Origin of the sequence: Gluconobacter cerinus (assembly GCF_025961355.1) — a bacterium.
In the GTDB taxonomy this organism is placed as follows: Bacteria; Pseudomonadota; Alphaproteobacteria; order Acetobacterales; family Acetobacteraceae; genus Gluconobacter; species Gluconobacter cerinus.
This window is the reverse complement of the sequence record NZ_JAOQNM010000001.1, coordinates 911,309-935,027: the sequence shown is the minus strand read 5'-3', so window position 1 is coordinate 935,027 and position 23,719 is coordinate 911,309. Positions and strand designations below refer to the sequence as shown.

General features: G+C 57.3%; 20 protein-coding genes and 1 tRNA gene. 11 read left to right on the top strand and 10 right to left on the bottom strand.

Going from position 1 to position 23,719, the window contains the following annotated elements:
* Positions 1-8: 8 nt before the first annotated feature.
* Together M2305_RS04370 and M2305_RS04365 are read right to left on the bottom strand one after the other, a co-directional pair.
* Complete coding sequence (locus tag M2305_RS04370; RefSeq protein WP_264648671.1) at positions 9-1,085, bottom strand: HlyD family secretion protein; 1,077 nt, start codon at positions 1,083-1,085, stop codon at positions 9-11.
* Positions 1,086-1,103: 18 nt separating this feature from the next.
* On the bottom strand, positions 1,104-2,762 hold the full coding sequence (locus M2305_RS04365) for an MFS transporter (protein ID WP_264648670.1): 1,659 nt from the start codon (positions 2,760-2,762) through the stop codon (positions 1,104-1,106).
* 190 nt (positions 2,763-2,952) lie between these two features.
* Here M2305_RS04365 and M2305_RS04360 point away from each other — a divergent pair, with 190 nt between their 5' ends.
* The 6 genes from M2305_RS04360 to M2305_RS04335 all read left to right on the top strand — a co-directional run bounded on the left by M2305_RS04360 (position 2,953) and on the right by M2305_RS04335 (position 10,161).
* On the top strand, positions 2,953-3,900 hold the full coding sequence (locus tag M2305_RS04360; protein ID WP_099210867.1) for a LysR substrate-binding domain-containing protein: 948 nt from the start codon (positions 2,953-2,955) through the stop codon (positions 3,898-3,900).
* Positions 3,901-4,135: 235 nt separating this feature from the next.
* The gene (locus tag M2305_RS04355; protein ID WP_264648669.1) at positions 4,136-6,463 is read left to right on the top strand and encodes a TonB-dependent receptor; all 2,328 of its coding nucleotides are present in this window, start codon (positions 4,136-4,138) and stop codon (positions 6,461-6,463) included.
* A 223-nt stretch (positions 6,464-6,686) separates the two neighbouring features.
* Entirely contained in the window at positions 6,687-7,040 is a 354-nt protein-coding gene (locus tag M2305_RS04350) for an SEL1-like repeat protein (RefSeq protein WP_264648668.1), read from the top strand.
* Between the two features lie 109 nt (positions 7,041-7,149).
* Positions 7,150-8,961: a tannase/feruloyl esterase family alpha/beta hydrolase gene (locus M2305_RS04345; RefSeq protein ID WP_264648667.1), complete on the top strand. Its 1,812-nt coding sequence runs from the start codon at positions 7,150-7,152 to the stop codon at positions 8,959-8,961.
* Positions 8,954-9,559 carry an O-methyltransferase gene (locus tag M2305_RS04340; RefSeq protein ID WP_211499880.1) on the top strand — a complete coding sequence of 202 codons (606 nt, stop codon included), beginning with the start codon at positions 8,954-8,956 and terminating at the stop codon, positions 9,557-9,559. Before M2305_RS04345 ends, M2305_RS04340 begins: the two co-directional genes overlap by 8 nt.
* Positions 9,560-9,606: 47 nt before the next feature.
* Entirely contained in the window at positions 9,607-10,161 is a 555-nt protein-coding gene (locus tag M2305_RS04335) for a hypothetical protein (RefSeq protein WP_264648666.1), read from the top strand.
* 42 nt (positions 10,162-10,203) lie between these two features.
* On the opposite strand, the gene M2305_RS04330 is transcribed toward M2305_RS04335, so the two are convergent.
* Positions 10,204-10,887 (bottom strand): Fe2+-dependent dioxygenase, encoded by a 684-nt coding sequence (locus tag M2305_RS04330; RefSeq protein ID WP_264648665.1) that lies wholly within the window; start codon positions 10,885-10,887, stop codon positions 10,204-10,206.
* 236 nt (positions 10,888-11,123) lie between these two features.
* Between M2305_RS04330 and exbB the strand changes: the two genes are divergently transcribed.
* The 4 genes from exbB (at position 11,124) to M2305_RS04310 (ending at position 14,050) form a co-directional block, all read left to right on the top strand.
* Positions 11,124-11,837, top strand: a complete 714-nt coding sequence (gene exbB / locus M2305_RS04325; protein ID WP_264648664.1) for a tonB-system energizer ExbB — start codon at positions 11,124-11,126, stop codon at positions 11,835-11,837.
* Between the two features lie 8 nt (positions 11,838-11,845).
* Complete coding sequence (gene exbD / locus M2305_RS04320) at positions 11,846-12,280, top strand: TonB system transport protein ExbD (RefSeq protein WP_046900084.1); 435 nt, start codon at positions 11,846-11,848, stop codon at positions 12,278-12,280.
* On the top strand, positions 12,277-13,113 hold the full coding sequence (locus M2305_RS16280) for an energy transducer TonB (protein ID WP_264648663.1): 837 nt from the start codon (positions 12,277-12,279) through the stop codon (positions 13,111-13,113). Before exbD ends, M2305_RS16280 begins: the two co-directional genes overlap by 4 nt.
* Before the next feature lie 196 nt (positions 13,114-13,309).
* Entirely contained in the window at positions 13,310-14,050 is a 741-nt protein-coding gene (locus tag M2305_RS04310; RefSeq protein WP_264648662.1) for a siderophore-interacting protein, read from the top strand.
* A gap of 53 nt (positions 14,051-14,103) precedes the next feature.
* Here M2305_RS04310 and M2305_RS04305 read toward each other — a convergent pair whose 3' ends face one another.
* From M2305_RS04305 to M2305_RS04275, 7 genes are all read right to left on the bottom strand, one after another.
* Complete coding sequence (locus M2305_RS04305; protein WP_408871488.1) at positions 14,104-16,047, bottom strand: hypothetical protein; 1,944 nt, start codon at positions 16,045-16,047, stop codon at positions 14,104-14,106.
* Between the two features lie 287 nt (positions 16,048-16,334).
* Positions 16,335-16,410, bottom strand: a tRNA-Glu gene (locus M2305_RS04300).
* A gap of 41 nt (positions 16,411-16,451) precedes the next feature.
* The gene (recJ, locus tag M2305_RS04295) at positions 16,452-18,251 is read right to left on the bottom strand and encodes a single-stranded-DNA-specific exonuclease RecJ (protein WP_264648661.1); all 1,800 of its coding nucleotides are present in this window, start codon (positions 18,249-18,251) and stop codon (positions 16,452-16,454) included.
* A 10-nt stretch (positions 18,252-18,261) separates the two neighbouring features.
* Positions 18,262-19,263, bottom strand: coding sequence for a class II fructose-bisphosphatase (gene glpX, locus M2305_RS04290; RefSeq protein WP_046900079.1), 1,002 nt, complete (start codon positions 19,261-19,263; stop codon positions 18,262-18,264).
* Positions 19,260-20,549 (bottom strand): homoserine dehydrogenase, encoded by a 1,290-nt coding sequence (locus M2305_RS04285; RefSeq protein ID WP_264648660.1) that lies wholly within the window; start codon positions 20,547-20,549, stop codon positions 19,260-19,262. The genes glpX and M2305_RS04285 overlap by 4 nt, the downstream gene beginning before the upstream one ends.
* Positions 20,546-21,772, bottom strand: a complete 1,227-nt coding sequence (locus M2305_RS04280) for an LL-diaminopimelate aminotransferase (RefSeq protein WP_264648659.1) — start codon at positions 21,770-21,772, stop codon at positions 20,546-20,548. Before M2305_RS04280 ends, M2305_RS04285 begins: the two co-directional genes overlap by 4 nt.
* A 98-nt stretch (positions 21,773-21,870) precedes the next feature.
* Complete coding sequence (locus M2305_RS04275) at positions 21,871-23,028, bottom strand: OmpA family protein (protein ID WP_264648658.1); 1,158 nt, start codon at positions 23,026-23,028, stop codon at positions 21,871-21,873.
* 18 nt (positions 23,029-23,046) lie between these two features.
* Between M2305_RS04275 and M2305_RS04270 the strand changes: the two genes are divergently transcribed.
* Positions 23,047-23,688 carry an ATP-dependent Clp protease proteolytic subunit gene (locus M2305_RS04270; protein ID WP_046900896.1) on the top strand — a complete coding sequence of 214 codons (642 nt, stop codon included), beginning with the start codon at positions 23,047-23,049 and terminating at the stop codon, positions 23,686-23,688.
* Positions 23,689-23,719: the final 31 nt, after the last annotated feature.

Sequence of the window (23,719 nt, the reverse complement as noted above, 5' to 3'; positions counted from 1 at the left end):
GGGGTGTCTCACTGCCAGGCGTAACGGTTGTCGCGGGCGTGGGGCCCCTCAGGCTGTGAGGCTGTATCGACTTCCGCTTCAACAGACATGCCGACACGGACCTTGGCGGCGAGAGGCTGACCTGCATCGAATGTGAGTTTGACCGGGACGCGCTGGACCACCTTCGTAAAGTTGCCAGTTGCATTATCGGGCTGGATTGCCGCAAAGGCCACGCCAGTCGCAGGAGCCAGACTGTCCACGTGGGCATGGAGGGGATGACCGGGGAAGGTATCGACCCAGATGGTTGCCCGCTGACCTGTTTGCATTTTGGTCAGCTGGGTTTCCTGGAAGTTGGCGAGGACATAAGCTTTCTGTACCGGCACGACAGCCAGCAGGCCTGTGCCGGGATGCACATAGGCACCCACGCGGACGCCACGCTCACCGATAATGCCATCAACCGGGGCAGGAATGGTGCAATAAGACAGATTGAGTTCGGCCTGATGTTCTGTGCTCTGTGTCTTGAGGAGAGCGCCTTGAGCACGCTGGATTTGTGCCTGAAGAACGGGAATTTGTTGTTTCGCACTGTCCACGCCGGCTTTGTCGCGCGCGATGGCCGCCATGGCTTCACGAAGACGGGCATCCGCGCCCTGTTGCTGCTCCAGAGTACTGGCCCCCCGGGCAGATAGATTGTGGTAGCGCGTTGCATTTTGCTGGGCGAAAACAAGGCTGGCCTCGTCGGCTTTGACGGTATCGGATGCGGCGGCGATCAGGCTGTCCTGCCGTGCGAGGGCTGCCTGTAGATTACCAACTTCGCCTTCGGCTGCGGCTACATCGCCCTTGGCTGCTGCAAGCGCTGCGCGATAGTCATCGTCTTCGATATGGGCGAGTTCTTCCCCCGCGTGAACGTATTCGTTGTCTTCCGCCAGAACGCGGTCGATACGGCCGGACACCTTCGGGGCGACGGCTGTGAAGTCGGCTGTGACGTAAGCATCATTGGTTTTCTGGTGCACGCCATCACCCACGAAGAAGCGATCGGCGCTCCAGGCCAGTCCGGCCAGCACAACGACGGCACACCCGGCGAGAAGAAGAGGTTTTCCATAAATCATGTCTGAGAGATCCGGATCTTAATGGGCGGGGGCGGTGAGGGGAGCCGCTGGAACAGAGGTGGGAGTGGGTGCAGGTTTGGGCGCCGGGCCTTTACCGGGCGGATAAACGCGTTTTGGAAGGATAATGGCCAGAACGACGTAAGCTGCGCACAGCACTGCAATCACGAGGTATATGTCTGCCAGAGCAAGCACGACGGACTGTTCATGCACGTAGGTGTGGAAGATTTGCAGCGCATTGCGTGAGACATGTGCACTGTCAGGTGAGCTGTTCTGGATGGCGTTCTCGATCGGATTTCCCATGCCTGACAATGCCGTCGCATTGTTGCCGGAGCGGTCGAGCAGCATGTTGGAATGGTATTGCTCACGCCGTCTGAGCAGGATTTCGAACAAGGCGGCAGCAACAGCATTCGCCATGCCCTTGAGCATATTCACCATGCCGGAAATGAATGGTCCATCTGCCGGTCCGAGAGACATCGTGGCCAGCATCAGGACGGGAATGACCACCATGGGCTGCCCCACGATCTGGAGGCCCTGCAGAAGATAGAAATTGTCTCGCACCCAGTCCGGGGTGAGCCACGTTCCGAGGAATGCAGCCAGTCCGAGGCAGCTCATGCCAATGCCGAGCAGATAGCGGCAGTCCACTGAACGCATGTTGCAAAGAGCTGCTGTCAGCGGAAGCATGATGAGCTGTGGCAGGGCAACCATGAGCGCAATAGGTGCCGTTTGCGATGGGCGATACCCCCGGACTTCTGCCAGATAGGTGGATGGAACCTCCATCATGAGGCCACAGATCACCAGGACACCCACAAGCGTGAGCATCGACATGGCAATGTTACGGTTCTTCCAGTACTGGAGCCGGAAAAATGGTGTGTGATGGTGCCATTCGTGGAACAGGAAGCCCAGAAACAGGGCGCCTCCCCAGAATGTCAGGTGGGAAATAATGGGAGAGCGGAACCAGTCCAGCCGGTCTCCCTGATAGAGAACCGTCACGACACAGAGAATGGACGGCACACCAATGAAGAACCCGCGCCAGTTGAACTTCATGAAACGTTCGAGGTGTACGGGGTCTTTGGGAAGGCCATAAGCCATCATCGCAATGGCTATCGCACTGAGAGGGATGACTTCCCAATACAGCCAGTGCCAGCCGAAATGCTCGAACCATAAGGCTTCCAGTGGGCCACCCAGATTAGGGCCAAAGGTCGCACTCATGGCGTAACCCCCAATACCAAACACCTTGATGGGCGGCGGAAGGTATTTGAGCATGACCGTCATCAGGACAGGCGGCAGACATCCCGCGCTCAGGCCTTGTGCTGCGCGCAGAAAACACAGGGAAATCATGTCCGGCATGAACGGCAGCGGAATGGACAGCAGGGCAAGCACTGCCGTCATGAAGATCGAAAACCGGTAGATCGAGAACGTCATGTAAAACCATGGCGTGAAGGCCATGGCGGCAATGTTAAAGGCTTCATAGGTCGAGATGAACCAGGTGCCTTCATCATGGCCGATATGCATGGCGCCACAAATGTCCGACAGGCCGATTTCGGTGATGTGTTCGTTGAACCCCGCAACATGAACGGCCAGCAACATGCCAAGGCACCCGATCAGGGTGCGCATCCCGAAGGGCGGCATGTAAGAGGGTTGCGCGGGTGGCGCTGCGGTTTGTGAAGGTAATGCCATCAGCTGCTCTCTTGGTGTCTGAGCGCATCTATCGAGGCATGGCAGGCGCAGAAAACCCTCACTTCAGGTAAGTGAGGATTCCACTTTTCGGAAGGGTGAGCGAGAAGTCTTTCATTTCTGTATGTTGGACCGCATCGTTCCTGTTTATGCTCACAGGAACGTTTGCCGTTACACGCAGGAAGGATGTCGCATGTCAGACAAGCAGCCTCTCGGACGTCGTTATGATCTGGATCTCCTGCGTTACCTTCAGGTGCTGGTGGAGGAGCAGAGCGTCTCCCTTGCGGCGCGCCGTCTCAAGGTGAGTGAGCCCGCCATGAGCCGGCATCTGGCGCGTTTGAGAACCGTGTTCGGGGATCCGATCCTTGTCATGTCAGGGCGGCGCATGGTGGCGACAGCCTTTGCGAACCGTATTCGGGATCGTGTGCAGACGCTCGTTCGGGAAGCGGATGACCTGCTCAATGATGGCGCCACGCTGAACCTGAAAGCCATGTCCCCGAAGTTTACCATTCGGGCGAATGATATTGTGGTGGGAGCGTTCGGCCGACCCATTCTTCAGGCGCTGCAAAAGGAATGTCCTGACTGCCGGATCGTGTTCTCACCGGAATCCGAAGGCACGGCCAGTGAAGCTCTGCGGGGGAACAAGATTGATCTTTATATTGGCGCGACGGATGAACTGAGTCCTGAAATCATGCGACAAACCCTGTTTGAAACGTCGTTTAGTGCGCTGGTCCGGAAAGGCCATCCTATCCTGAAGGATAAGATAACGCCCCAGTCTCTGGCCGCGTACGACCATGTGAGTGTGTCCAGAAAAGGCCGCTCAAACGGACCGATCGATGCGATCTTGAAGGAACGCTATGGGTTGTCACGCCGGATTGCGATGGTTGTGCCGACCTATCATTCTCTGATCGCAGCCATTGGCGAAACTGATCTCATTCTGCCTTTGCCCAGAACTGTTATTGAGCGTTTTCCGCTTGAACGCATGGGGTTGGACAGCTTCGAATTTCCGTTCGAACTGCCGCCCGTTCGGCCTTTTCAGGCCTGGCATCCACGCGTTGACATGGACCAGTTGCATCGTTGGTTACGTGAAACCGTGCATCATGCCGTGCGGCAGGAACTGTGGCGAATTCGCACTGTGTGAGATGTGTTTGAAGAATATTTTATATTATTGTTGAGAATCATTTGCATTCGCACTCGTTCTGAGGAAGATAGCGCCAGTTTCGGCATGCAGATGTGATGTGCATGGTCTTGGAGGAATGCATTTCCCGAATAAGCCGTCCGTTGGAATGCGATGATGGCGACGGGATTGTTCCGGGTGATCAAGGCTGGCGACTGTTTCGTCTGTGTGCTGTCGGCCAATCAGTTCAGGTGGTTTCATGCCTTCGAAAAACGAACATCTCAGCCCGCGATCTCTGACAGATAGCCTGATTTCCACCGAGGCAGGTCAATCCTCCACCGTCAAATGGCAGAAACTGGCTCTTCTGGCTCTGGGAGCCGGGCTGGGCGTGACGGAAACCGGAGAGGCAGACGCTCAGGATGCCGGGGCTGCCAACGATGCGGCTTCCGTCAGTCTTCCTGCTGTTAAAGTTCACGGACAGACCGACACGGCTGCGCCGGAACAGACCAATACGAACAACACCACACTCGATATCGGGCGTATGCCGGATACCGTTCGGGAAACGCCTCAGATCATCAGCGTCGTTCCCAAAGCGCTGATCGAACAGCAGCGTCTGTTCACGCTGGATCAGGCTCTGGCCAATGTTCCGGGCATCACCATGTCTACCGGTGAGGGGAACGGCGGCCTGAATGGCGATCAGTTCCGTATTCGTGGCCAGCAGGCCCGCGGCGACATTTACGAAGATGGTTTGCGGGATTTCGGCACCTATGTGCGTGACACGTTCAACACCGAAAGTGTTGAAGTGGTCAAAGGTCCGAGCGGCGAGTATTTCGGTGCGGGCAACGTGGGCGGTGTGATCAACCAGACGCTGAAAAAGGCGCATCTGGGAAATCATTACGCACTGGATCAGTCCATCGGAAGCGGGATGCAGTATCGTGGGTCCGCAGACGTTAATTACCAGCTTGGCAAACATACTGCTCTTCGCGTGAACGGCATGTACAACAAGCAGGACGTGACAGACCGGAATAATGTTCGGTCAGACCGCTATGGTGTGGCGGCTGATCTTGGTTTTGGCTTGGGAACGAAAACGACTTATCACCTGAACTACCAGTGGCTCGGAAGCCGCGGAACGCCGGATTACGGTGTGCCGATGATCCAGATTGGCAATACGTACACGCCAATTACCGAACACGGATTGAACCGAAACACGACATATACGCGCAATTTTGACCGGGATAATTCCAATATCCACATGGTCACGTCGAAATTCGCAACTGAAATTGCAAAGTGGCTGACACTCAGCAACGACACGCGTTTCAGCCATTATCATCGTGATTACGCAGCGACCAATCCCAGTGCCTGTTCCGGCACCTGTGCTTCCAGTTTTCTTGCCGGCGGAAATCCGTCTTTGGCCTATGGTGCAGGCGGTGGTGCTGCTTACCAGCAGGATGGCTGGGGCATTCAGAACGTTATGATGACGCGGTCGAAATTTGACACGTGGTTCCTGAAGCATGATCTGCGGGCGGGTGTGGATATCAACTACACCAAGGACGACCGGATCATGGGCACGTACGTAAACCGGACGAACAATCAGACCATCCGCAACCCATACTACTCTTCGCCAGGCACATATATCACCTGGCCATCCAGCGGGCATCGGACCGCAGATTTCCGGGATCTGGGCCTGTTCCTGGCAGACAAGGTTCATCTCACCAAGAAACTGTCCATTTTTGGAACGTTCCGCTGGGATAGCTATAAGAGCACGTACTGGAGTGCTGCGGCTGCCTCTTCTGGTACTCAGGCGCAGAGCTCCAACAAGTTCAGTCCGTCTGCCAGCATCATGTATGACATCACCAAAGACGCGACCGTCTATTTCACGTTTGCTCGCTCTTACAAGCCTGTCGGAACCGATGTGTCTTCCCAGATTACCAATCAGGCCAGCGTCGGAGACGTTGCGGTCAATGGTCGTGATCTGAAGCCGCAGCGCAGTGATCTGTTTGAAGTTGGAAGCAAGCTGGATTTCTTCAACAAGCGCCTCGGTGTGACGGGAGCACTGTTCCAGATCAACCAGAACAACTCTTACACGTATGATGACGATGGCAGCATCATCACGGGTTTCCAGGATGCTGGAACAGGCCGCCGGATCCGGGGTGTCGAGCTGAGTGCGACCGGCAAGATCACGCAGGCCTGGGATATCTATGCCACCTACGCATATATGGGCGGCAAAGTGACGAACAGCGCTACGATGTATGGCAATCAGGCGCCCCAGCTTCCGCACAATACGTTCTCGGTCTGGAGCACCTACAACTTGTCACATCTGGTGTTAAGAGCTGGTCAGGGTACGCTGAAGGCTGGCGGCGGTGCACAGTATAGCTCCGGCTACTGGGCTAACGAGGCCAATACGGCGCGCATGCCTTACAACTTCTCGCTGAACGGTATCGTGTCCTACGACTACAGCCGTTATCATGTGCAGTTTAATGCCAATAATCTGACTAACCATCTGAATTATGGTTCAGCGTTCAGCTCAAGCCGCGCTGTTCCGATGTCAGGGCGGACGTTCATGGGAAGCTTTGGCCTCAATTTCTGAAGCGAGCTTCAGACAGAACTGTTTGCAGCCCTTCCGGTCATTGGCCGGGAGGGTTTTTATGGTGAGTATCGGTGAAATATCATGGCGTCGTGCGGACAGCCCGTTGGTCCAGATTTTGAAAACGAAATGCCAGTTGTGAGTTGCCCTCCGCAGGTACAGGCTCAATTACTTTTGGGCCAAATGCATGTAGACAGGGGATGGTTGGCTGAGGCTTTTCCATATTTTGAAGCGGCTGCACGAAGACGGCATCAGCGGGGTGCCTGATCCGGAAGGCGCGAAAGTTTTCTTTCAGGCCGCATCGGAAGGAGGGGACTGCTGGGCAGACCTTAATCTCGCTCGTCTTGCGCTGGCACAGCAGGATGTCCCTGTTGCGGTATCCTGTTTCCAGAGGGCTTTGCAATCCGGTTTCCCGGATGTTTCCCAGGCTATTATTGGTCTGATTGGGCTTTGTGAAAATTCTGCTTTGCACGCCGTGAAAGCACAGGCCATCCGGCAGCTTGTACAGAAAGAGCCGCCGCGCATTGTCTCCACCACATTGGGTCAGCTTTCGTCCGGCGAAAGATTATGTGCGGAGTAGCGACGTCTGCCTTGGGCTTACAAATTCATACACTTCTGTCGCAGCGCGGGACGGGCAAGCGATGTCATATGATCGAGCTATTTAAACCTTGTTCATGGAGACGTGCGTCTTGAGGTCTATTTTCCAATACTGTCGGCGTCCGGTATGGAGCCTGCTGGCCGCGATATTTCCGATCATGCTGGCTCTTGGGATCGGGCAGTCTGCAAAGGCCGCCTCCATTGCAGGTCTGCTTCCGGTTGCGCCTGTCATATCGTGTGAAATGCTTGGAAAAACGGATTTGGCACCGTTTGTCGGTGCGTCTGTTGATCATCAGGGTGCGGTTGTTCTGGAAACGCCAAAAGGCAAGTTCTGCAAGGTTACCGGGCAGATCGCTCCGACCATTTCCTTTGAAGTTGACTTGCCCATGGAACACTGGACGCAGCGGTTTCTGCTGGGCGGTTGCGGTGGCTTGTGTGGCATGACGCGCGTCGGTGTCAGCAATGCTGGCGCCTGCGCTCCTGCTTTGAATGGTGAATTTGTCATGGCCGGTGATGATCTGGGTCACACTGGTCCCATGATGGGATTACAACAGGGCTTCTTCGGCAAAGACCCGCAGAAGCGGATCGATTTTGCATATCGCGCCAATCATCTGACGACGGTTGCAGCCAAGGCGCTGACGAAAGCGTTTTACGGACAGGCTCCAAAATATTCCTATTTTGTGGGCTGTTCGGATGGCGGACGCGAAGCTCTTATGGAAGCGCAGCGTTTCCCGGATGATTTTGACGGTATTTCCGCTGGTGCTCCGGCCGCACTCTTCACCGTGCAGAACTCATTCTACCATGCGTGGAATGTCCGCGGGAACCAGCGCGCTGATGGCACGAGCATCCTGCTACAGGATCGTGTTTCTATTCTGCATGACGCGGTTGTTAAGCACTGCTCCACATTGTCTGGAGTTGCGGATGGTATTCTGGAAGAGCCGAGAGCCTGTCATTTCGATCCTGCGTGGGTGCGGTGTCCGGCCGGTCAGACCAATACGTCCCATTGCCTGACAGCAGAGGAAACACAGGCAGCCCTCCGGATCTATAGTGGTGCAACCGACGCTTCCGGACGGTCCTATATTCTGCACGGGCCATTCCCCGGTTCTGAAACGCAGTGGGCGTTGCCTTCGTCCCCAACGGGCGAGAGCATGAGTAATGGAATTGCCGCGTCTGCCATTGCCTATGTCATTTCACCAGAGGTGAACGAAAAGGCCACGGATCTGACGCTGTTCCAGTTCGATCATGCGACGTTCGACGTCATGAACGAACTGGCACCGCTCTATAATGCCGAGAATACGAACCTTCATCCGTTTCAGCGCCGCGGCGGCCATCTGATCCTCTGGCATGGACTGGCCGATCAGTCGATTTCCCCCGTCAACACGATTGCCTATTATCAGGGTGTGCAGAAGGAAATGGGACGTACCCTGACGGACCGTTTCCTGCGTTTCTATCTGCTGCCGGGTGTTGGGCATTGTGGAAATGGTGACGGCTTCCCGCAGGTGGACTTCCTGTCTCCGCTGATGGCGTGGACGGAAACCGGGACTGCACCGAACGCGATCCTGACGGAAAAAATCGCACAGTCCGATATGCCCATGGGAAAGGCGGGAAGCGCAGGGAAAGCCGGGGGCGGTCAGATCCATGCAGCGGTGATGCCCAGTCAGCCGTATGCTCGACCCAACGCTGCACCAACTGCCAGCCGGTCGGTTTATCCTTACCCGTTTATTGCCCGCTATACGGGGCATGGCGATGTGAATTCCGCTGCGAATTACCATCCTGTGAAGACATCTGGCGTCCTGCCAATGACGTTTGACAGTTATTCCAACTCTCTGATCGGGCCCGATAATCAGAAGGATTACACGGTGCGCGATGGGAAGCTGGCCGTACAGGAGCATACTCATGGATGATAAACTGAACGCCGTTCTGGATCTTTATTATGAGCTGATCCTGAAAGAACGGCAGGACCATGCGGACGGGATTTCCCGCCCCGCGTCCGAGCGTTTTATGGCAGTAGGCCCGCAGACCGGGCAACTGGTCAACATCCTGGCGCGCAATCTCAAGGCGCCGACGATCCTCGAACTGGGAACGTCTTTTGGCTACTCCACCCTGTGGCTAGCGGAAGCAGCACGCCGGACGGGTGGGCGTGTCATCACCATGGAACTGGAGCGGGAGAAGGTTGCCTTCGCCAGAGACATGGCAGCGCGTGCCGGTGTGGAAGAACACATTGAGTATCGTATCGGTGATGCGGTTGAGATGATTTCAGAGCTGAAGGACAGCATTGATTTCGTCCTCCTGGATCTCTGGAAAGATCTCTATGTGCCTTGCCTTGAAGCCCTGATGCCGCATCTGCGGCCAGGCGCCGTTCTGGTCGCGGATAATATGATTATTCCGGGCGGTGAGGACGCCCGGCGCTACCAGGAATTCGTTCGCTCACAGCCGGGGATTTTGAGTGTTCCGCTCTCCGTCGGGACCGGGCTGGAAGTCAGCCGTTTTCTGCCCGGCTAAATTTTCATTCTCTAACAGGGCGTGTGCGTCCTTTTCTGGAAAGCTCAATGTTCAGAACTTTCATGAACCGTTACGGAACCCCACTGACGACAGGATTTTTCCTGATCTCGGCCATTACCGGGGTGGCACTTTTCTTCCACTGGGGCCCCGGCGCTTTCCATCCGATGCATGAATGGCTGAGTATGGTCCTGCTCGTGCCGTTCGCGCTGCATCTGATCAAGAACTGGACGTCACTCGTCAATTACGCCCGGCGCGGAACACTCTACATTCCGCTTCTGGTGGCACTGGCTTCAACAGCCTATTTCTTCCTGCCGCAATCGTCCTCAGGCCATGCTGGCAACAAGCAGGTTGCCTTCATGCTGGTACCGCTGGTGACGCAGGCTACTCTGTCTCAGGTCGCTCCACTCGCGCATATGGATGGGGGAATGCTGGCCCATAAGCTCTCTGCGCATGGCCTGACGGTGACATCTGAAGACCAGTCGATTGCGCAGATTGCTGAGGCGAATGGCAAGAACACCAACGATGTTTTGGCCATGGCGTTTCAGAGTGGTGGCCATGGACATCAGCATGGCTCATCAGAACACGACCATCACGAGCATTGATAAACGCTGGATTGCCCCGTTCAGGAAACGGGGCAATCCAGCTTAAAGCTCAGCCCATTGCCGCAGAAGGTTGTGGTAGGTTGAGGTCAGACCCAGAACCGCTGGGTGATCATCGGGAAGCGCCTTGCGGGTCTCGATGATGGAGCGGTCAAAATCGTACATAAGAGCGCGCTTTGTATCGTCGCGGATCATGGATTGCGACCAGAAGAACGATGCCCATCGGCTCCCACGCGTAATGCGGTTAACGCTGTGCAGGCTGGTAGACGGATAGACCACCATGTCGCCCGCAGGGAGTTTGACGTTCTGATTGCCGTACGTGTCCTGGATGACGAGTTCTCCACCGTCGTAATCTCCGGGCGAAGACAGGAACAGCGTTGAGGAAACATCCGTCCGGATGCGGAAACCTGCGCCCGGAATAGGCCGGATAGCATTATCAACATGAGCGTTGAAATGCATTCCGGTATCGTACCGATTGAAGAGCGGCGGATACACCCGCAGGGGCAGGGCTGCACTGTTGAAGACAGGATTGCGGCCGAGGGCACGCAGAACAATGTCCCCAAGTTCCCGACACACCTCTGAATCCTGAGGGACCTGCAGGTTCAGTTTTGCCTTCGCGGATTGCTCCCCTGCCGTGACGCGGCCATCCGTCCATTCCGCTGCCTCCAGGCGTTCACGGCAGTAGCGGACTTCCTCTACGGACAGAACATTCGGGACGTGGATCAGCATGTTTCCGGGGCTTCCTTGTTTTGAGATTCGACCTTTCTCAAGGCCGGTTCAAAAACTCGCTTGTAAATAAGAATGACTCTCATTATCGTTCATAAAACTCTTTGCGGATTTCTGCAATCCATGTGGCGTTTTGTGTCAGGGGGTTGAGCGCGTTCCGCGTCAGCATCCAGCAAAGAACAGGTATGGTTCAACCCCGAGACAGGAGGGCGCAGCGTGTCGCCCCGACAGGCACAGTAATGTCTCTTACCTTCTCCCCCTGGCAGATGTTTCTTGGCGCCGGGCCGGTTGTCCGCTGCGTCATGACGCTTCTGGCGGCGGCATCCGTCGTCACATGGACGATCTTCATTGCCAAAACTGTTGAGCTGATCCGTTTGCGGGCGCAGCTCAAAAAATCAGAAACGGCGCTGGAAGACGCAGACACACTGCATCTGGGAGAAGAATGGACGCGCGATGGTGCGGGTATCGCTCATGCCATGGTGCTGGCCGCAGAAGCGGAGCGCCGCCGCTCGGAAGATATTCCTGCCGATCGTGACGGCATCAAGGAGCGGATTGTCCTGCATCTTGAGCGTCTGGAAGCTGCTGAAGGCCGCCGCCTGATGAGGGGGACCGGCGTGCTCGCCACGATTGGTGCGACGTCTCCCTTCATTGGCCTGTTCGGAACGGTATGGGGCATCATGTCCTCCTTTACCGGCATTGCTGCCGCTCATGCGACCAGCCTGGCCGTTGTTGCTCCAGGCATTGCAGAAGCCCTGCTGGCCACGGCGCTTGGTCTGGTCGCGGCTATTCCTGCCGTTGTGATTTACAACCATCTGGCCCGCCAGACCGCGGCTTGTCGCGCCTGCGTCGCGGATCTGACGTCACTTGTGATGCGTCTGGTCTCCCGTGATCTGGCCCGCACGGCGCTTGCAGCAAGCGGCAATGTCGTCCGCTTCATGGCTGCCGCGGAGTAATCGCAGGCATGGCCATTCATATTCGTCATGCCGATGAGGCGGTGCTGGAAGCGCATGAAATCAACGTGACGCCCTTTATCGACGTCATGCTCGTTCTGCTCGTGATCTTCATGGTTGCTGCACCTCTGACGACAGTCAATGTCCCGGTTGATCTGCCATCTTCTACTGAAACGCCTGCTCCCCGCCCGGATGAACCGGTTTTCCTGACCGTCAAGGCTGACCATACGCTGGCTCTGGGCGAAGATGCCGTCAGTTCGGATCAGCTTATTGATGCACTCGGCAAAGCGAGCAAAGGGAACAAGGAAGAGCGCATTTTTCTGCGGGCGGACAAGACCGTCGATTATGGAACGCTGATGGATGTGATGGGGCAGCTTCGGAAGGCCGGTTTCCTCAAGGTCGCGCTTGTCACGCTCCAGGGGCAGGAGGCTGGGGAAGGGCCGTGAGTTCTTCACCCGCGTCTCTCCCCACAACCTTCCGGGACTGGTATCAGTGGTATCAGCAGACCGAAGACCAGCGGAGTGTCCGTGTCTGGGGTCTGTCTGGTGCTGCCATGACTGTTCTGACAGGCATCGCACTCTGGTGGGCCGTGACACATGCGCCGCCACAGGTTGCGGCCCCAAGTGCTGCCCCCCCGCCTGCCATTGCAATTGACATGTCCCCCATGCCGACACCTGCGCCGGCTCCTCCACAGGATGTCGATCCCGGGCCGCAGCAGATGGTCACGCCGCCGGAACCGCAGCCGGATACGCCTCAACAGGTGGATGCCCCGCCGTCTCCGGCACCGCATCCGCCCGTGCCTGTTCCAAAGGTGGAGAAGGTCAAGGTTCACAAGAAAACAGCAAAGAGCCTGCCTCAGCCGGTGAAACCGATCCCGATGCAAGCTCCTGTTGCTGATAAGATGACCGCTCCGCCTGCTGCCGATAGTACGCCCTCCCAGAGCAGCAGCGCGGCGTCTGCCTCTCACGCGAGTCACTCCAGCAACGCGCCCGTGACCTGGCAGGGCGATATTCTGGCGCGTCTCGAACGCTTCAAGCGTTATCCGGCAGACGCTCTGGCGCAGCATCAGGAAGGAACTCCTGTGCTGTTTTTCGTCATGGATCGACGCGGGCATGTTTTGTCTGCAAAAATCCGGAAAAGTGGTGGTTTTGCATTGCTGGACGAAGAAACACTGGCGGTTGTCCGGCGTGCAGAACCGTTCCCGCCGCCGCCGGAAGAGATTGCAGGGACGACAGTTTCTCTCACTGTTCCTATCGAATTTTCCGTCGAGGACCAGTAAGGGGAAAAGCTGAAGGAATGCTCCAGTCAGATCGTGGCTGGAGATGACATCGAGGCTGGACGTCTCCAGTTTCCGTAAGCGTTAACGTCAATCAACGCACAGAACCGAACAGCCCCCCTGCGCTGTGCCGGGCCTGTGCGTCTGTCGTCATGCAGTCCTCAGACCCGTTGCTCAGGGTTAATGCAAGGATGAGAAGATGACCGTTACTGACACCACAACCATTGCTCCCCCGGAAATCCGTCGTGTCATGCACGAGTTGAAGCGCCGAGACCTGACCGTTGTGGACGTCGGGCGTGTGACGCCACACATGATCCGCATCACGCTTCAGGATGAGAGCCTTCGGGATTTTCCCAGCCTGTCACCGGATGATCACATCAAGATCTTTGTTCCACAGGGTGATGGGGACATGGCCCGTCGGGATTACACGCCGCGCGTGTTTGACCGCGCTGCTGGGACGCTGGTTCTGGATTTTGTGGACCATGATGGCGGACCGGCGGCGGACTGGGCCCGGAATGCCAAGCTCGGTGATCATCTGGCCATTGGTGGCCCTAAAGGATCGCGCGTCATTACGGGGGATATTCGCAACTGGCTTCTGATCGGGGATGAAACCGCACTTCCCGCTATTGGCAGGCGCGTCGAGGAACTGGATGCCGGAACGCCTGTCACCACACTGGCTGCGGTGACAGATGCTTCAGAGGAACAGTCCTTCGAAACGAAGGCGTCCTACACACCTGTCTGGGTTCATCGTCCAAGCGAACAGGCGCATCAGGCGGAGCCGTTCTTACGCGCCCTGAAAACCATTCAGATCGTGCCGCAGACATTCATCTGGGTTGCGGCTGAAGCATCCGTTGCACGCTCTATCCGAAGTGTTCTGGAAAACGAGCGTGGAATTTCGCCGCAGTGGATCAAGGCGTCTGGGTACTGGACGAAGGGCTGAAAATGAAAAAAAGCCGCGTGTATTGAGCAGGCGGCTTTTAGGGCAGGCGTGCGTTACTGGAAGGGCAGATAGCGGAAGTCGAAGAAGATCTGGCTCATACTGGTATGCGGATCGCCGCCAATGCCTTTCCAGATGTCTCGCCGTGCATAGGCAAGCTGGGTGCCACCTTCAACGGTACCAAAACGACCTTTGAAGAACCGCCACCAGGCACCGATCGTCGCCTCTGAAACGCCGCGTGTGTTGGCGGAGCAGGTGAGGGACGAAAGCTCCTGCAGGCAGCCCGCATTTGAGTACAGCGGGTTGCCGTAGCCGTAAGACGACCCTTCACTGTTGAAATAAGCATGTCCCACGCGCTGTGTTCCAAAATATCCATACACATCAATATGCGGGTTGGGATGTGCAATCAGGCCTGCCTGTGCCTGAAGACCGAAGAGGGGCACCGGGTCGCCCTTGGCATTCAGTGTCGCGTCTGGAAGCAGCACGGAACCGTAGCGGTTGATGCCCCATCCCGCGAGACCGGCTGCGCGGAATTCTAGCTTGCCTGAAATGATTGGCAGGATCAGCGATCCTCCTGCGCCACCGGCAATGGCGGTGTTGTTGTGGCCTGTATGATTGATGGTCACCCGATCATGTGGGAAATGCAGGATGCCTTCGACTTCGTAATGGCCCCAGCTTGGATCGTAAGCCAGTTTGCCAATCAGGTCTGGCGCGATTTCGTTTGAGAAGTTTGCTGTGTCATTTGTCAGGCCAACGCCGTTTTCGCCAATCGTGGCTGTGTTGCCGTTTGGCAGGGACACCGTGCCGTTGGTGTTCGTGAAGCCGGTGGTGTCATACAGGGTTGCCGGGTTTTCGATGGAGAAACCGGCCCAGAGGCGGTGGTCCATGAAATCCTTGACGACGCGAACCTGCCATTGGCGAGCCCATGTCTGACCTGCCAGCATGGAGGCTTCAATGGTTTCCGGAAGGCTTTCCTGACGGGCCACGATACCAATACGGCCGGGCGTCAGAAGGCTCCAGGCCTGTCCGCCAAGGAAATGCCAGCCAGCTTTGTTATCATCATAGGCCAGATAGGCCTGACGCATCCGGAACGCATAGCTGTTGCTTTCATACGGATCTGTCGTCACTGCACCGGCGCCAAAATCGGATTCAAAGAAGCCTGAAATGGTTGCTTCGGAATTGATGTTGCCGCGTGCCAGAAGAGAGAGACGGCTATACCGAGCGCTCCCTTCGAAATTGTTGGTGTGATACCGCGGTTCATTCGGATACGGCATGTCCTGCCAATAATTGAATGTGCCAGACGCGATATGGCGGTTCTCAAGAACGGCCGCCATGTCTACAAATCCACCCAGCATGAGCGTGACAGGGCCAAGGTGAAACACGCCATGGTCGCCCACAGCGCCTGCAGCCTGCGCGCCGATTGTTTCACGCGGATGTGGGCCGACACCATTTTCAGCAAAGCGCACCATGACATCTTCTGTCCGTTTCCCGACCACGGCCAGTTCAGATCCGGCGCCAGATTCAGTCACCCCGTGGTCGCGACGATCTCGTGCAACACGGTCTCTTGAGTCTGATGAGGGGAGAGCGCGGGAGACGTGTCCTTCAGGCGAGTTGGCGTGGGATGCGAATGTTTCTTCTGAAGCAAGTACCGTTGGGTGCTGGGACGAATGGAGTTGTGGCGCATGTGGTGCAACTCCATGAATGGCGGACTTCGAAGGCGTGCCGCGAGCGACCATTGTCGTGTTCGTCGTTGTCTTGTCTGCTGGCTGAACCGTGTGATGATGCTTGGCCATCTCTGAGCGCAGCATGACAAGATCGCGATTGATCTCTTCCTGTTCCTGCTGAACATGGGCCTGCGCTTCCTGAAGGCGGTGCATCTCCTTTTCCATGCGAGACATCACATCGTCATCTGCGTGCGCCTGTGAATGTACTGCGAGCAGACCGAACGCTGTGCTCATCATCAGGAGCCCGCGGATAGAAAAAACAGTGCTGCAGGCCATGCGCAGAGGGAAACGGGACAACTACGTTCTCCATGTCAAAAGATGTCTAATCTATGACACGAAATCGTGATCTCAAGAGTTAAAAAAGGTTTCAGACTCATGGACAATCCAGAGCCGGAGCAAAATTTGGGGGATGTATAAGATTGGAATGTCTGAACATTCAGCTTCATTCAAAACGCTGGGCACAAACAGAAAATTCCAGCTCTGAGACCGTACAGAGTACGATCAAAGCTGGATATCTGCGTCATTTCATTTTGAGAAATGTGCCTGTAAGCTTTTGAAAAGCTTGGTGTCCCGTACGGGATTCGAACCCGTGTTGCCGCCGTGAAAGGGCAGTGTCCTAGGCCTCTAGACGAACGGGACTGGAGGCGTGAGCGGGTGTATAAGGGGGTTCATTTGTGCCGTCAAGCACTTGAAACGTCAGAAATGAAAAAAGTTAGATTTTGTCGTTCCTGCCAGGTTTCCACTCTCAAATGCCCTGCCAGATGCAACAGTGGCATCGTCCGATCTTCCAGCAACGGGACAAATGGTTTGTCCCCTGCACGGAAGACAAGTGCCTTCAGGCGTGTCCCGCCGTCTTCCCCCTGGAACATCACGCGCAGGGTGTTTCCGTCCTTGCCAATACGATCAGTCTTGACGCATCGCACATTGCTGATTGCCAGAACGGGCTCTTCATTGCCGGGGCCAAAAGGAGCCAACCGCGCAAGCTGAGCAGCGACTTCCAGAGACGCCCCCCTGAGTGTGGTGAGACCGTCGATCCGTAATGCATCCTGAACTGGAAGAGCGCGTGCTTCGGAAAGCGTGTTGTCCAGTAGTTCATGGAATGTGGCAGCATTGCCTGCTTCCAGCGAGAAGCCGGCAGCCATGGCATGGCCACCACCCGTCAGGAGAAGCCCGGACTGTCTGGCCGCGATGATTGCAGCACCGATATCCAGTCCAGGAACAGAGCGGGCAGATCCTTTGATAATTCCGTCCGCGAGAGCGCCGACCAAAGCCGGACGATTGAAACGTTCTTTCAGCCGTCCCGCAACAATGCCCACAACACCAGGGTGCCAGGTTTCACCATGCAGGAAGATCACCGCGTGATTGGCTTCGATCTGCTGTTCAGCCTGCTCCATAGCCTGAGCAAGAATGCCAGCTTCGACGCTCTGACGTTGCCGGTTCACGTTATCCAGCTCATCCGCAAGAGCGCGAGCTTCCACGACGTCTTCGGAAAGCAGAAGTCGCAAACCAAGATTAGCCTTGGAAATACGGCCTCCCGCGTTGATGCGTGGACCTAAAGCGAAGCCACAAGCCATTGCGCTGGCTTCTTCCTTCACGCCTGCCACAGAAGACAGTGTGGCTAATCCCAGGCGCTCTCCGCGTGCCATGACGCGCAAACCCTGCATGACAAGTGCACGGTTCAGCCCGGTGAGAGGCATGACGTCACAGATCGTGGCAAGAGCCGCGAGATCCAGACGCTTAAGAAGGTCAGGGGCAACACGTCCATCCGTAAACCAGCCGTCTCGCCGAAGAAGACGGACGGTGGCGACCATGGTCAGGAAAGCGACGGCCGTTGCGCAGATTGCGCCAAGACCAGAGGTGCAGTCGAGGCGGTTCGGGTTAACGACAATGCCGTTTGGCAGGATCGAACCATCCGGCTTGTGATGATCAAGGACAATGACGTCCGTTTGGCCGTGAAAGCCGTTCAGAATGTCGATCGCAGCAGTGCCGCAATCGATGCAGACGAGCAGGGTTGCCCCCCCGGAAACCAGCTTTTCGAGTGCTGGTGTGTTGGGGCCGTAGCCCTCGGTCATGCGGTTTGGGATGTGTGTGCTGACGGTACAGCCAAGTTCCCGGAGGGTGTCACAGATGAGCGCTGTGCCGCAGGCTCCATCCACATCGTAGTCGCCAAAGAGGCCGATATGTTCATGCTTGCGGACGGCTTGAGCAAGTCTGTCAGCAGCTTTGTCCATATCCTGCAGGCAGGAAGGGTCTGGCATGAGATCCCGCAGGCGCGGGTCCAGAAAGGAGGCTGCTTCCGTGGCTGTGACACCACGGGCAGTCAGGATACGGGCCAGAAGTTCCGGAATGGCTGCTCTTTGAGCCATTCCAAGGGCAAGACGGTTATCCGCCTCTGCCAGACGTGGATCACGCCAGATCCACCGACGGTTGCCTGCGCTGCGGGATACGCCGAGTACCAGGCCCGTATCGTCTTCTAACATGCTACTCCATTCAGGATGGTCGATTTGTCTTCAGGCTGAAGTCGTGATGGCTTTCAATATAGCGAACTGTGCCAGATTTTGAACGCATAACGATCGAATGCGTCTTGGCGCGGGTTGGGCTGATCCGTTCCACGCCCTTCAGCAGAGAGCCGGTTGTCACGCCTGTAGCGCTAAACAAAACGTGACCGGCGGCCATATCATGCAGACCAAGAAGACGCGTCGGGTCTTTGCCGTCAGCCATCTCGCGGGCGCGTTCACGCTGTGCATCGTCTTCAAACAGGAGGCGGCCCTGCATCTGACCATTCATGCAACGGATGGCAGCGGCTGCCAGAACACCTTCGGGAGCACCGCCGGAACCTGCGTAAAGATCTACGCCGCCGCCATCGATACAGGTTGCGATAGCCGCAGCAACGTCACCATCGCTCAGAAGCTGAACGCGGGCACCAGCCTGACGGGCACGGGCAATCAGTTCTTCATGGCGCTCGCGGTCCAGCGTACAGAGCACGAGGTCTGACACGTCGCGGTTCTTGGCCTTCGCAAGGTTGCGCAGGTTTTCTTCGATGGAAGAGTCCAGATTGACGACATCGTCCGGCAGATCCGGGCCGACGACAATCTTTTCCATGTAGATGTCCGGGGCGTGCAGGAATTTGCCGCGCTCGGCGAGGGCGACCACCGTAATGGCATTCGGCAGGCTCTTGGCGCACAGGTTCGTGCCCTCAAGCGGATCGACCGCGATGTCCATGGCTGGGCCGCCGGAGCCGACCTTCTCACCGATGTAAAGCATCGGTGCTTCGTCCATCTCGCCTTCGCCAATGGTGACGACGCCATCAATGGCAACCGTATCAAAGGCGGCGCGCATGGCCTGAACAGCCGCACCATCGGCGTCGTTCTTCAGGCCGCGGCCTGTCCAGCGGTCAGAGGCAATGGCGGCGGCTTCCGTGACGCGGACAAGCTCCAGCGCCAGGTTGCGGTCAGTTACGCGGTAGGGAAGAACATTTGTAGGATCGATCACTGGAGAGAATCCTCGATCTTGAGCACCAGGGGAGCTCCCTTAACAACAGGGAGCGCGGAAAGTGCTGTGATAGCTGCAGAAATAGCCTTTTCTGGGGCCTGATGAGTCACCAGGGCCAGATATGCACGTCCCGCTGCAGCATCATGTTGCGAGACAAAGTGCACGGAAACATCATGGTCCCGGAGAACCGATGTCAGATCAGCCATGACACCCGAGCGATCTTCCACATCCAGACGAATATAGAAGGCGCTCTTCAGTTCCCCGAGGCTGGTGCAGGCAACGGGGGCTGGTGTGTTCCTGACGCCCCAGACCGGAAGGTCTGCACCACGGGCCAGATCGATCAGGTCTGCCACCACGGCGCTGGCTGTCGGGCCTTCGCCCGCTCCCCGGCCGGAAATGGTGATAGGACCACTGAACGGGCCTTGTGTGGTGACGGCATTGAATACCCCTTCCACGGCGGCGATGGCTGCCTTGGCGGGGACCAGACATGGGCGAACCCACGCCTCGATCCCGCTGTCATTGCTGGCACGAGCCATGCCGAGCAGTTTGATACGGTATCCCAGTTCGTTGGCGAACGTCAGATCTGCCGCTGTCACATCTCGGATACCGTGGACAGGAAGGGTGTCGAATGCGATGGGCTGAAACGCGATGCCGGCAAGGATGGCCAGCTTGTGAGCCGTGTCCCATCCGTCCACATCCGTGGAAGGCTCAGCCTCCGCATACCCTTTGGCCTGAGCTTCGGTCAGAACATCTCCGAAATCTCGGCCAGTCGTGCGCATTTCCGTGAGGATATAGTTGCAGGTGCCATTCAGGATGCCGCCCACGCTGTGGAGACGATCTGCAGCCAAACCTTCACGCACAAGTTTGATGGCAGGGATGCCGCCAGCAACAGCTGCTTCGAACAGCAGAGGCGCATTATTTTCGGCTGAAAGACGTGTCAGTGCGGAACCATGCAGGGCGACCAGAGCCTTGTTGGCGGTCACAACAGGCAAACCACGCGTGAGCGCCGTTTCCACCATGTTGTGCGCCGGGCCTTCAGAGCCACCGATCAGTTCGACAACAACGTCGATCTCCGGGTCCTGAGCAACGGATACGGCGTCGTCATGCCAGCGGGTGGCAGACAGATCGACGCCGCGATCCTTGCTTTTGCTGCGCGCTGTAACCGCCACAACTTCGATCGGGCGGCCAGCGCGGGCGGTAATCGTTTCAGCGTTCTCCCGCAGGAGACGAATGACGCCGACACCGACAGTCCCAAGTCCGGCCAGTCCGATCCGCAGTGGTTTCACGATGATGCAGCTCCAAGAAGGTCAGCGGTCGATGCACCGGCACCGTGCCGGTTCATGAAGCTCTTGATGGCCCGCGTCGCCTGACGCAGCCGCTGAGTATTTTCAACAAGTCCGATCCGGACGAACCCTTCGCCATATTCGCCAAATCCCAGGCCGGGTGCGACGGCCACACCAGCTTCTTTCAGCAGGAGCTTGGAAAATTCCACGCTCCCCATATCAGCGAAAGCGGGGGGAATAGGGGCCCATGCGAACATGGATCCGGCGGGGGCAGGAACGTCCCAGCCCGCAGCGTTCAGGCCACGCAGCAGAACATCCCGGCGATCCTTATACATGGCGCGGATGTCCGACACGTAATCCTGCGGGCCGTTCAGAGCCGCAACCGAGGCCACCTGAATCGGCGTGAAAGCGCCGTAGTCCAGATACGATTTAATGCGTGTCAGGGCCTGAATCAGCTTCGGATTGCCAACGGCAAACCCCATGCGCCAGCCTGCCATGGAATACGTCTTGGACATGGAAGTGAACTCCACGGCCACGTCTTTCGCGCCTGGTACGGCGAGCAAAGATGGCGGCGGTTCATCCGCATTGAAGTAGATCTCGCTATAGGCGAGGTCCGACAGGATCCAGATGTTTTCCCGGCGCGCGAAGGCCACGATTTCCTTGTAGAAATCGAGATTGGCGACAAAGGCCGTTGGGTTGGACGGGAAGTTGACAATCAGCGCGGTCGGCTTCGGAACGGAGTGACGCACGGCGCGGTCTAGTGCGCGCAGCATGTCCTCATCCGGTGTGGCTGGAATGGAGCGGACGGACGCGCCTGCGATGATGAACCCGAACTGATGGATAGGGTAGGACGGGTTCGGCACAAGGATCGTGTCACCGGGGCTGGTGATGGCGGCGGCCAGATTGGCCAGACCTTCCTTGGATCCCAGCGTCGCGATGACTTCCGTTTCCGGATCAACTGAGACGTTGAAGCGGCGTTCATAATAGTTCGCCATGGCGCGGCGCAGACCGGGAATGCCGCGGCTCACGGAATAGCCATGCGCGCGCGGATCACCCACGGTTTCGACCAGCTTCTGCACGACATGAGCCGGCGGAGCACTGTCCGGATTGCCCATGCCAAGATCAATGATGTCCTCACCGGCCGCTCGCGCGGCAGCCTTGGCCTTGTTCACTTCAGCGAACACGTAGGGCGGCAGGCGGCGGATGCGGTGGAACTCTTCGGTCATGACCAGCTCAGGGTGAGAAGATTAAGGGAGGAGGCACGATAGACAGGTTTTTCCGTAAGAGGAACAGTCCTTTACGGGGGCATGGCGCAGGGAAGGGCTCAGCCCCCAATCCGTACGCGGACACCGTCCCCAATGGCTTCCGCATGAATGCTGATGTCAGATGCCGGAACACCTCTTTTGACAAGAGCATCAGCTACGGTCCGGGCGCGCAGGAGGCCCAGAGAGATTTCTCTCGCCTGATCTGCGGCGGAGAGCCCTGCATCCGCACTCATGGCTGCCCCAAAGCCCAGAATCGTCACCTTCTGCTTGCCGCGATGGGATAGTAGGCGCTGGTAATCTCCAGACGGGTCGCCCACTACATGATCTGTGGAAGGCTGAAAGCGGATCAGCGTTCCTTCGGGCGTGGAGCTGTCAATATCCGGGCGAAGCGGGCCGCTCAGATTGGCGTCCATTGGAATATCAAAGCCAGGAAACTGGGGTGGCGGTGGCGGTAATGCGCCAATCTGCGGATATTCCCCGGGAGGTGTCGGCGGGATCGATTTGGCGATGACGGGAGGAAGCTCTGCTTCTGGCTGCTTCTGCTGGTCAGATTTTACAGTCTTCACCGGTGCGGGCGCCTTGGCGGGCGTTACGGCCGCGCTTGTCGCTGTATCTGTTGCGGCAGCATCCTGAGCTGGCTGCCCGGCAGAGGTCATGGTCAGGCTGTTTTGTTCGTCTGAGTCCGTGCCCGTTGGATTAACGGCGGAAGGGGCTGTCCGGGGTGGTGGTGGTGGCGCTACCGGCAACGTGCCGCGTGCTGCGGTTTCACGCTGGGCAAGATTGCGCTGGGCTTCCAGCTGCATCGTGAGGTTGATGCGGGCTTCCGGGGACGGCATCTCCGGCAGTTTCGTGGGGGTGCGGCCTACATGCGGGTAGGGCTCGTTCTGGCCCGGCGGAGGCGGACGCAGCTTGGCAATTTCTCCGCCTTCGAAGCTATGCCACCACCCGGCGGTCGTATCGACAGGGTCCTGATGCTGGCAGCCGGCAAAGAGGGGAGTGGCCAGCAGCAGCATGAACGGGATCTTTCCCGCATTTCTGCGCGTTACCGCTTTCCCGGGATGCGTCATGTTCCCTGAACCCACTGTGCCGTTCCTGCCTTCGCCAAATCTCTGAACAGGGCGGAGACTAGCCGTTCGTGATCGGGATGGCGAGACTTCGTCTTTCCCGGACTTGGCATGAAGGCAAACGAAGAGCAGGATAGGGGGATGAAGACGCACGATGGATCTGGAAACGACATGGACATCACCAGAATGACCCTTACCCGTCTGGACGACGAGCCCGATGCCCCAGAGGCCCCGGAAGACGACAACAAGACGCTGAACAGCCCGATCAGCGAACTCGAAAGCCGCCTGTTCGACCAGCGCAAGGTTCTGATCTTTGGTGGGATCAACGACAAGATCGCCCGTGACGTGACGGGGCGCCTGCTGGCGCTGGCCGGTTCGTCCGACAAGCCGATCGACGTCTATGTGAATTCCCCGGGTGGACATGTGGAGAGTGGCGACACCATCCATGACATGATCCGCTTCGTGGATTCGATTGCGCCCATCAATATGATTGGTACTGGCTGGGTCGCCTCCGCTGGTGCCCTGATTTATGCAGCGGGCCGCCCGGAGCGTCGCGTTTGCCTGCCGAATACGCGGTTCCTGCTTCATCAGCCGATGGGCGGTGTGCGCGGTCCGGCAACGGATATCGACATTGAAGCTCGTGAGATCATCAAGATGCGTGAGCGTCTGAACCGGATTTTCGCCAAGGAAACGGGACAGACCTACGAGAAGGTCGCCAAGGATACGGACCGCAACTACTGGATGTCCGCGAAGGAAGCGATCGACTACGGGCTTGTTCACCGTATCATCCACTCCGCGACCGACCTGAAGTAAAACTACAAGCTCCAAGGGGCACGGCGTGCCG

What these genes read in the sequence shown, in the direction of transcription:
- M2305_RS04370 (WP_264648671.1), bottom strand. Translation starts at nt 1,085, where the DNA reads ATGATTTATGGAAAACCTCTTCTTCTCGCCGGGTGTGCCGTCGTTGTG.
- exbD (WP_046900084.1), top strand. Translation starts at nt 11,846, where the DNA reads ATGGCCATTCATATTCGTCATGCCGATGAGGCGGTGCTGGAAGCGCAT.
- M2305_RS04310 (WP_264648662.1), top strand. Translation starts at nt 13,310, where the DNA reads ATGACCGTTACTGACACCACAACCATTGCTCCCCCGGAAATCCGTCGT.
- recJ (WP_264648661.1), bottom strand. Translation starts at nt 18,251, where the DNA reads ATGTTAGAAGACGATACGGGCCTGGTACTCGGCGTATCCCGCAGCGCA.
- M2305_RS04340 (WP_211499880.1), top strand. Translation starts at nt 8,954, where the DNA reads ATGGATGATAAACTGAACGCCGTTCTGGATCTTTATTATGAGCTGATC.
- exbB (WP_264648664.1), top strand. Translation starts at nt 11,124, where the DNA reads ATGTCTCTTACCTTCTCCCCCTGGCAGATGTTTCTTGGCGCCGGGCCG.
- M2305_RS04335 (WP_264648666.1), top strand. Translation starts at nt 9,607, where the DNA reads ATGTTCAGAACTTTCATGAACCGTTACGGAACCCCACTGACGACAGGA.
- M2305_RS04330 (WP_264648665.1), bottom strand. Translation starts at nt 10,887, where the DNA reads ATGCTGATCCACGTCCCGAATGTTCTGTCCGTAGAGGAAGTCCGCTAC.
- M2305_RS04355 (WP_264648669.1), top strand. Translation starts at nt 4,136, where the DNA reads ATGCCTTCGAAAAACGAACATCTCAGCCCGCGATCTCTGACAGATAGC.
- M2305_RS04360 (WP_099210867.1), top strand. Translation starts at nt 2,953, where the DNA reads ATGTCAGACAAGCAGCCTCTCGGACGTCGTTATGATCTGGATCTCCTG.
- M2305_RS04305 (WP_408871488.1), bottom strand. Translation starts at nt 16,047, where the DNA reads ATGGCCTGCAGCACTGTTTTTTCTATCCGCGGGCTCCTGATGATGAGC.
- M2305_RS04365 (WP_264648670.1), bottom strand. Translation starts at nt 2,762, where the DNA reads ATGGCATTACCTTCACAAACCGCAGCGCCACCCGCGCAACCCTCTTAC.
- M2305_RS04270 (WP_046900896.1), top strand. Translation starts at nt 23,047, where the DNA reads ATGGACATCACCAGAATGACCCTTACCCGTCTGGACGACGAGCCCGAT.
- M2305_RS04280 (WP_264648659.1), bottom strand. Translation starts at nt 21,772, where the DNA reads ATGACCGAAGAGTTCCACCGCATCCGCCGCCTGCCGCCCTACGTGTTC.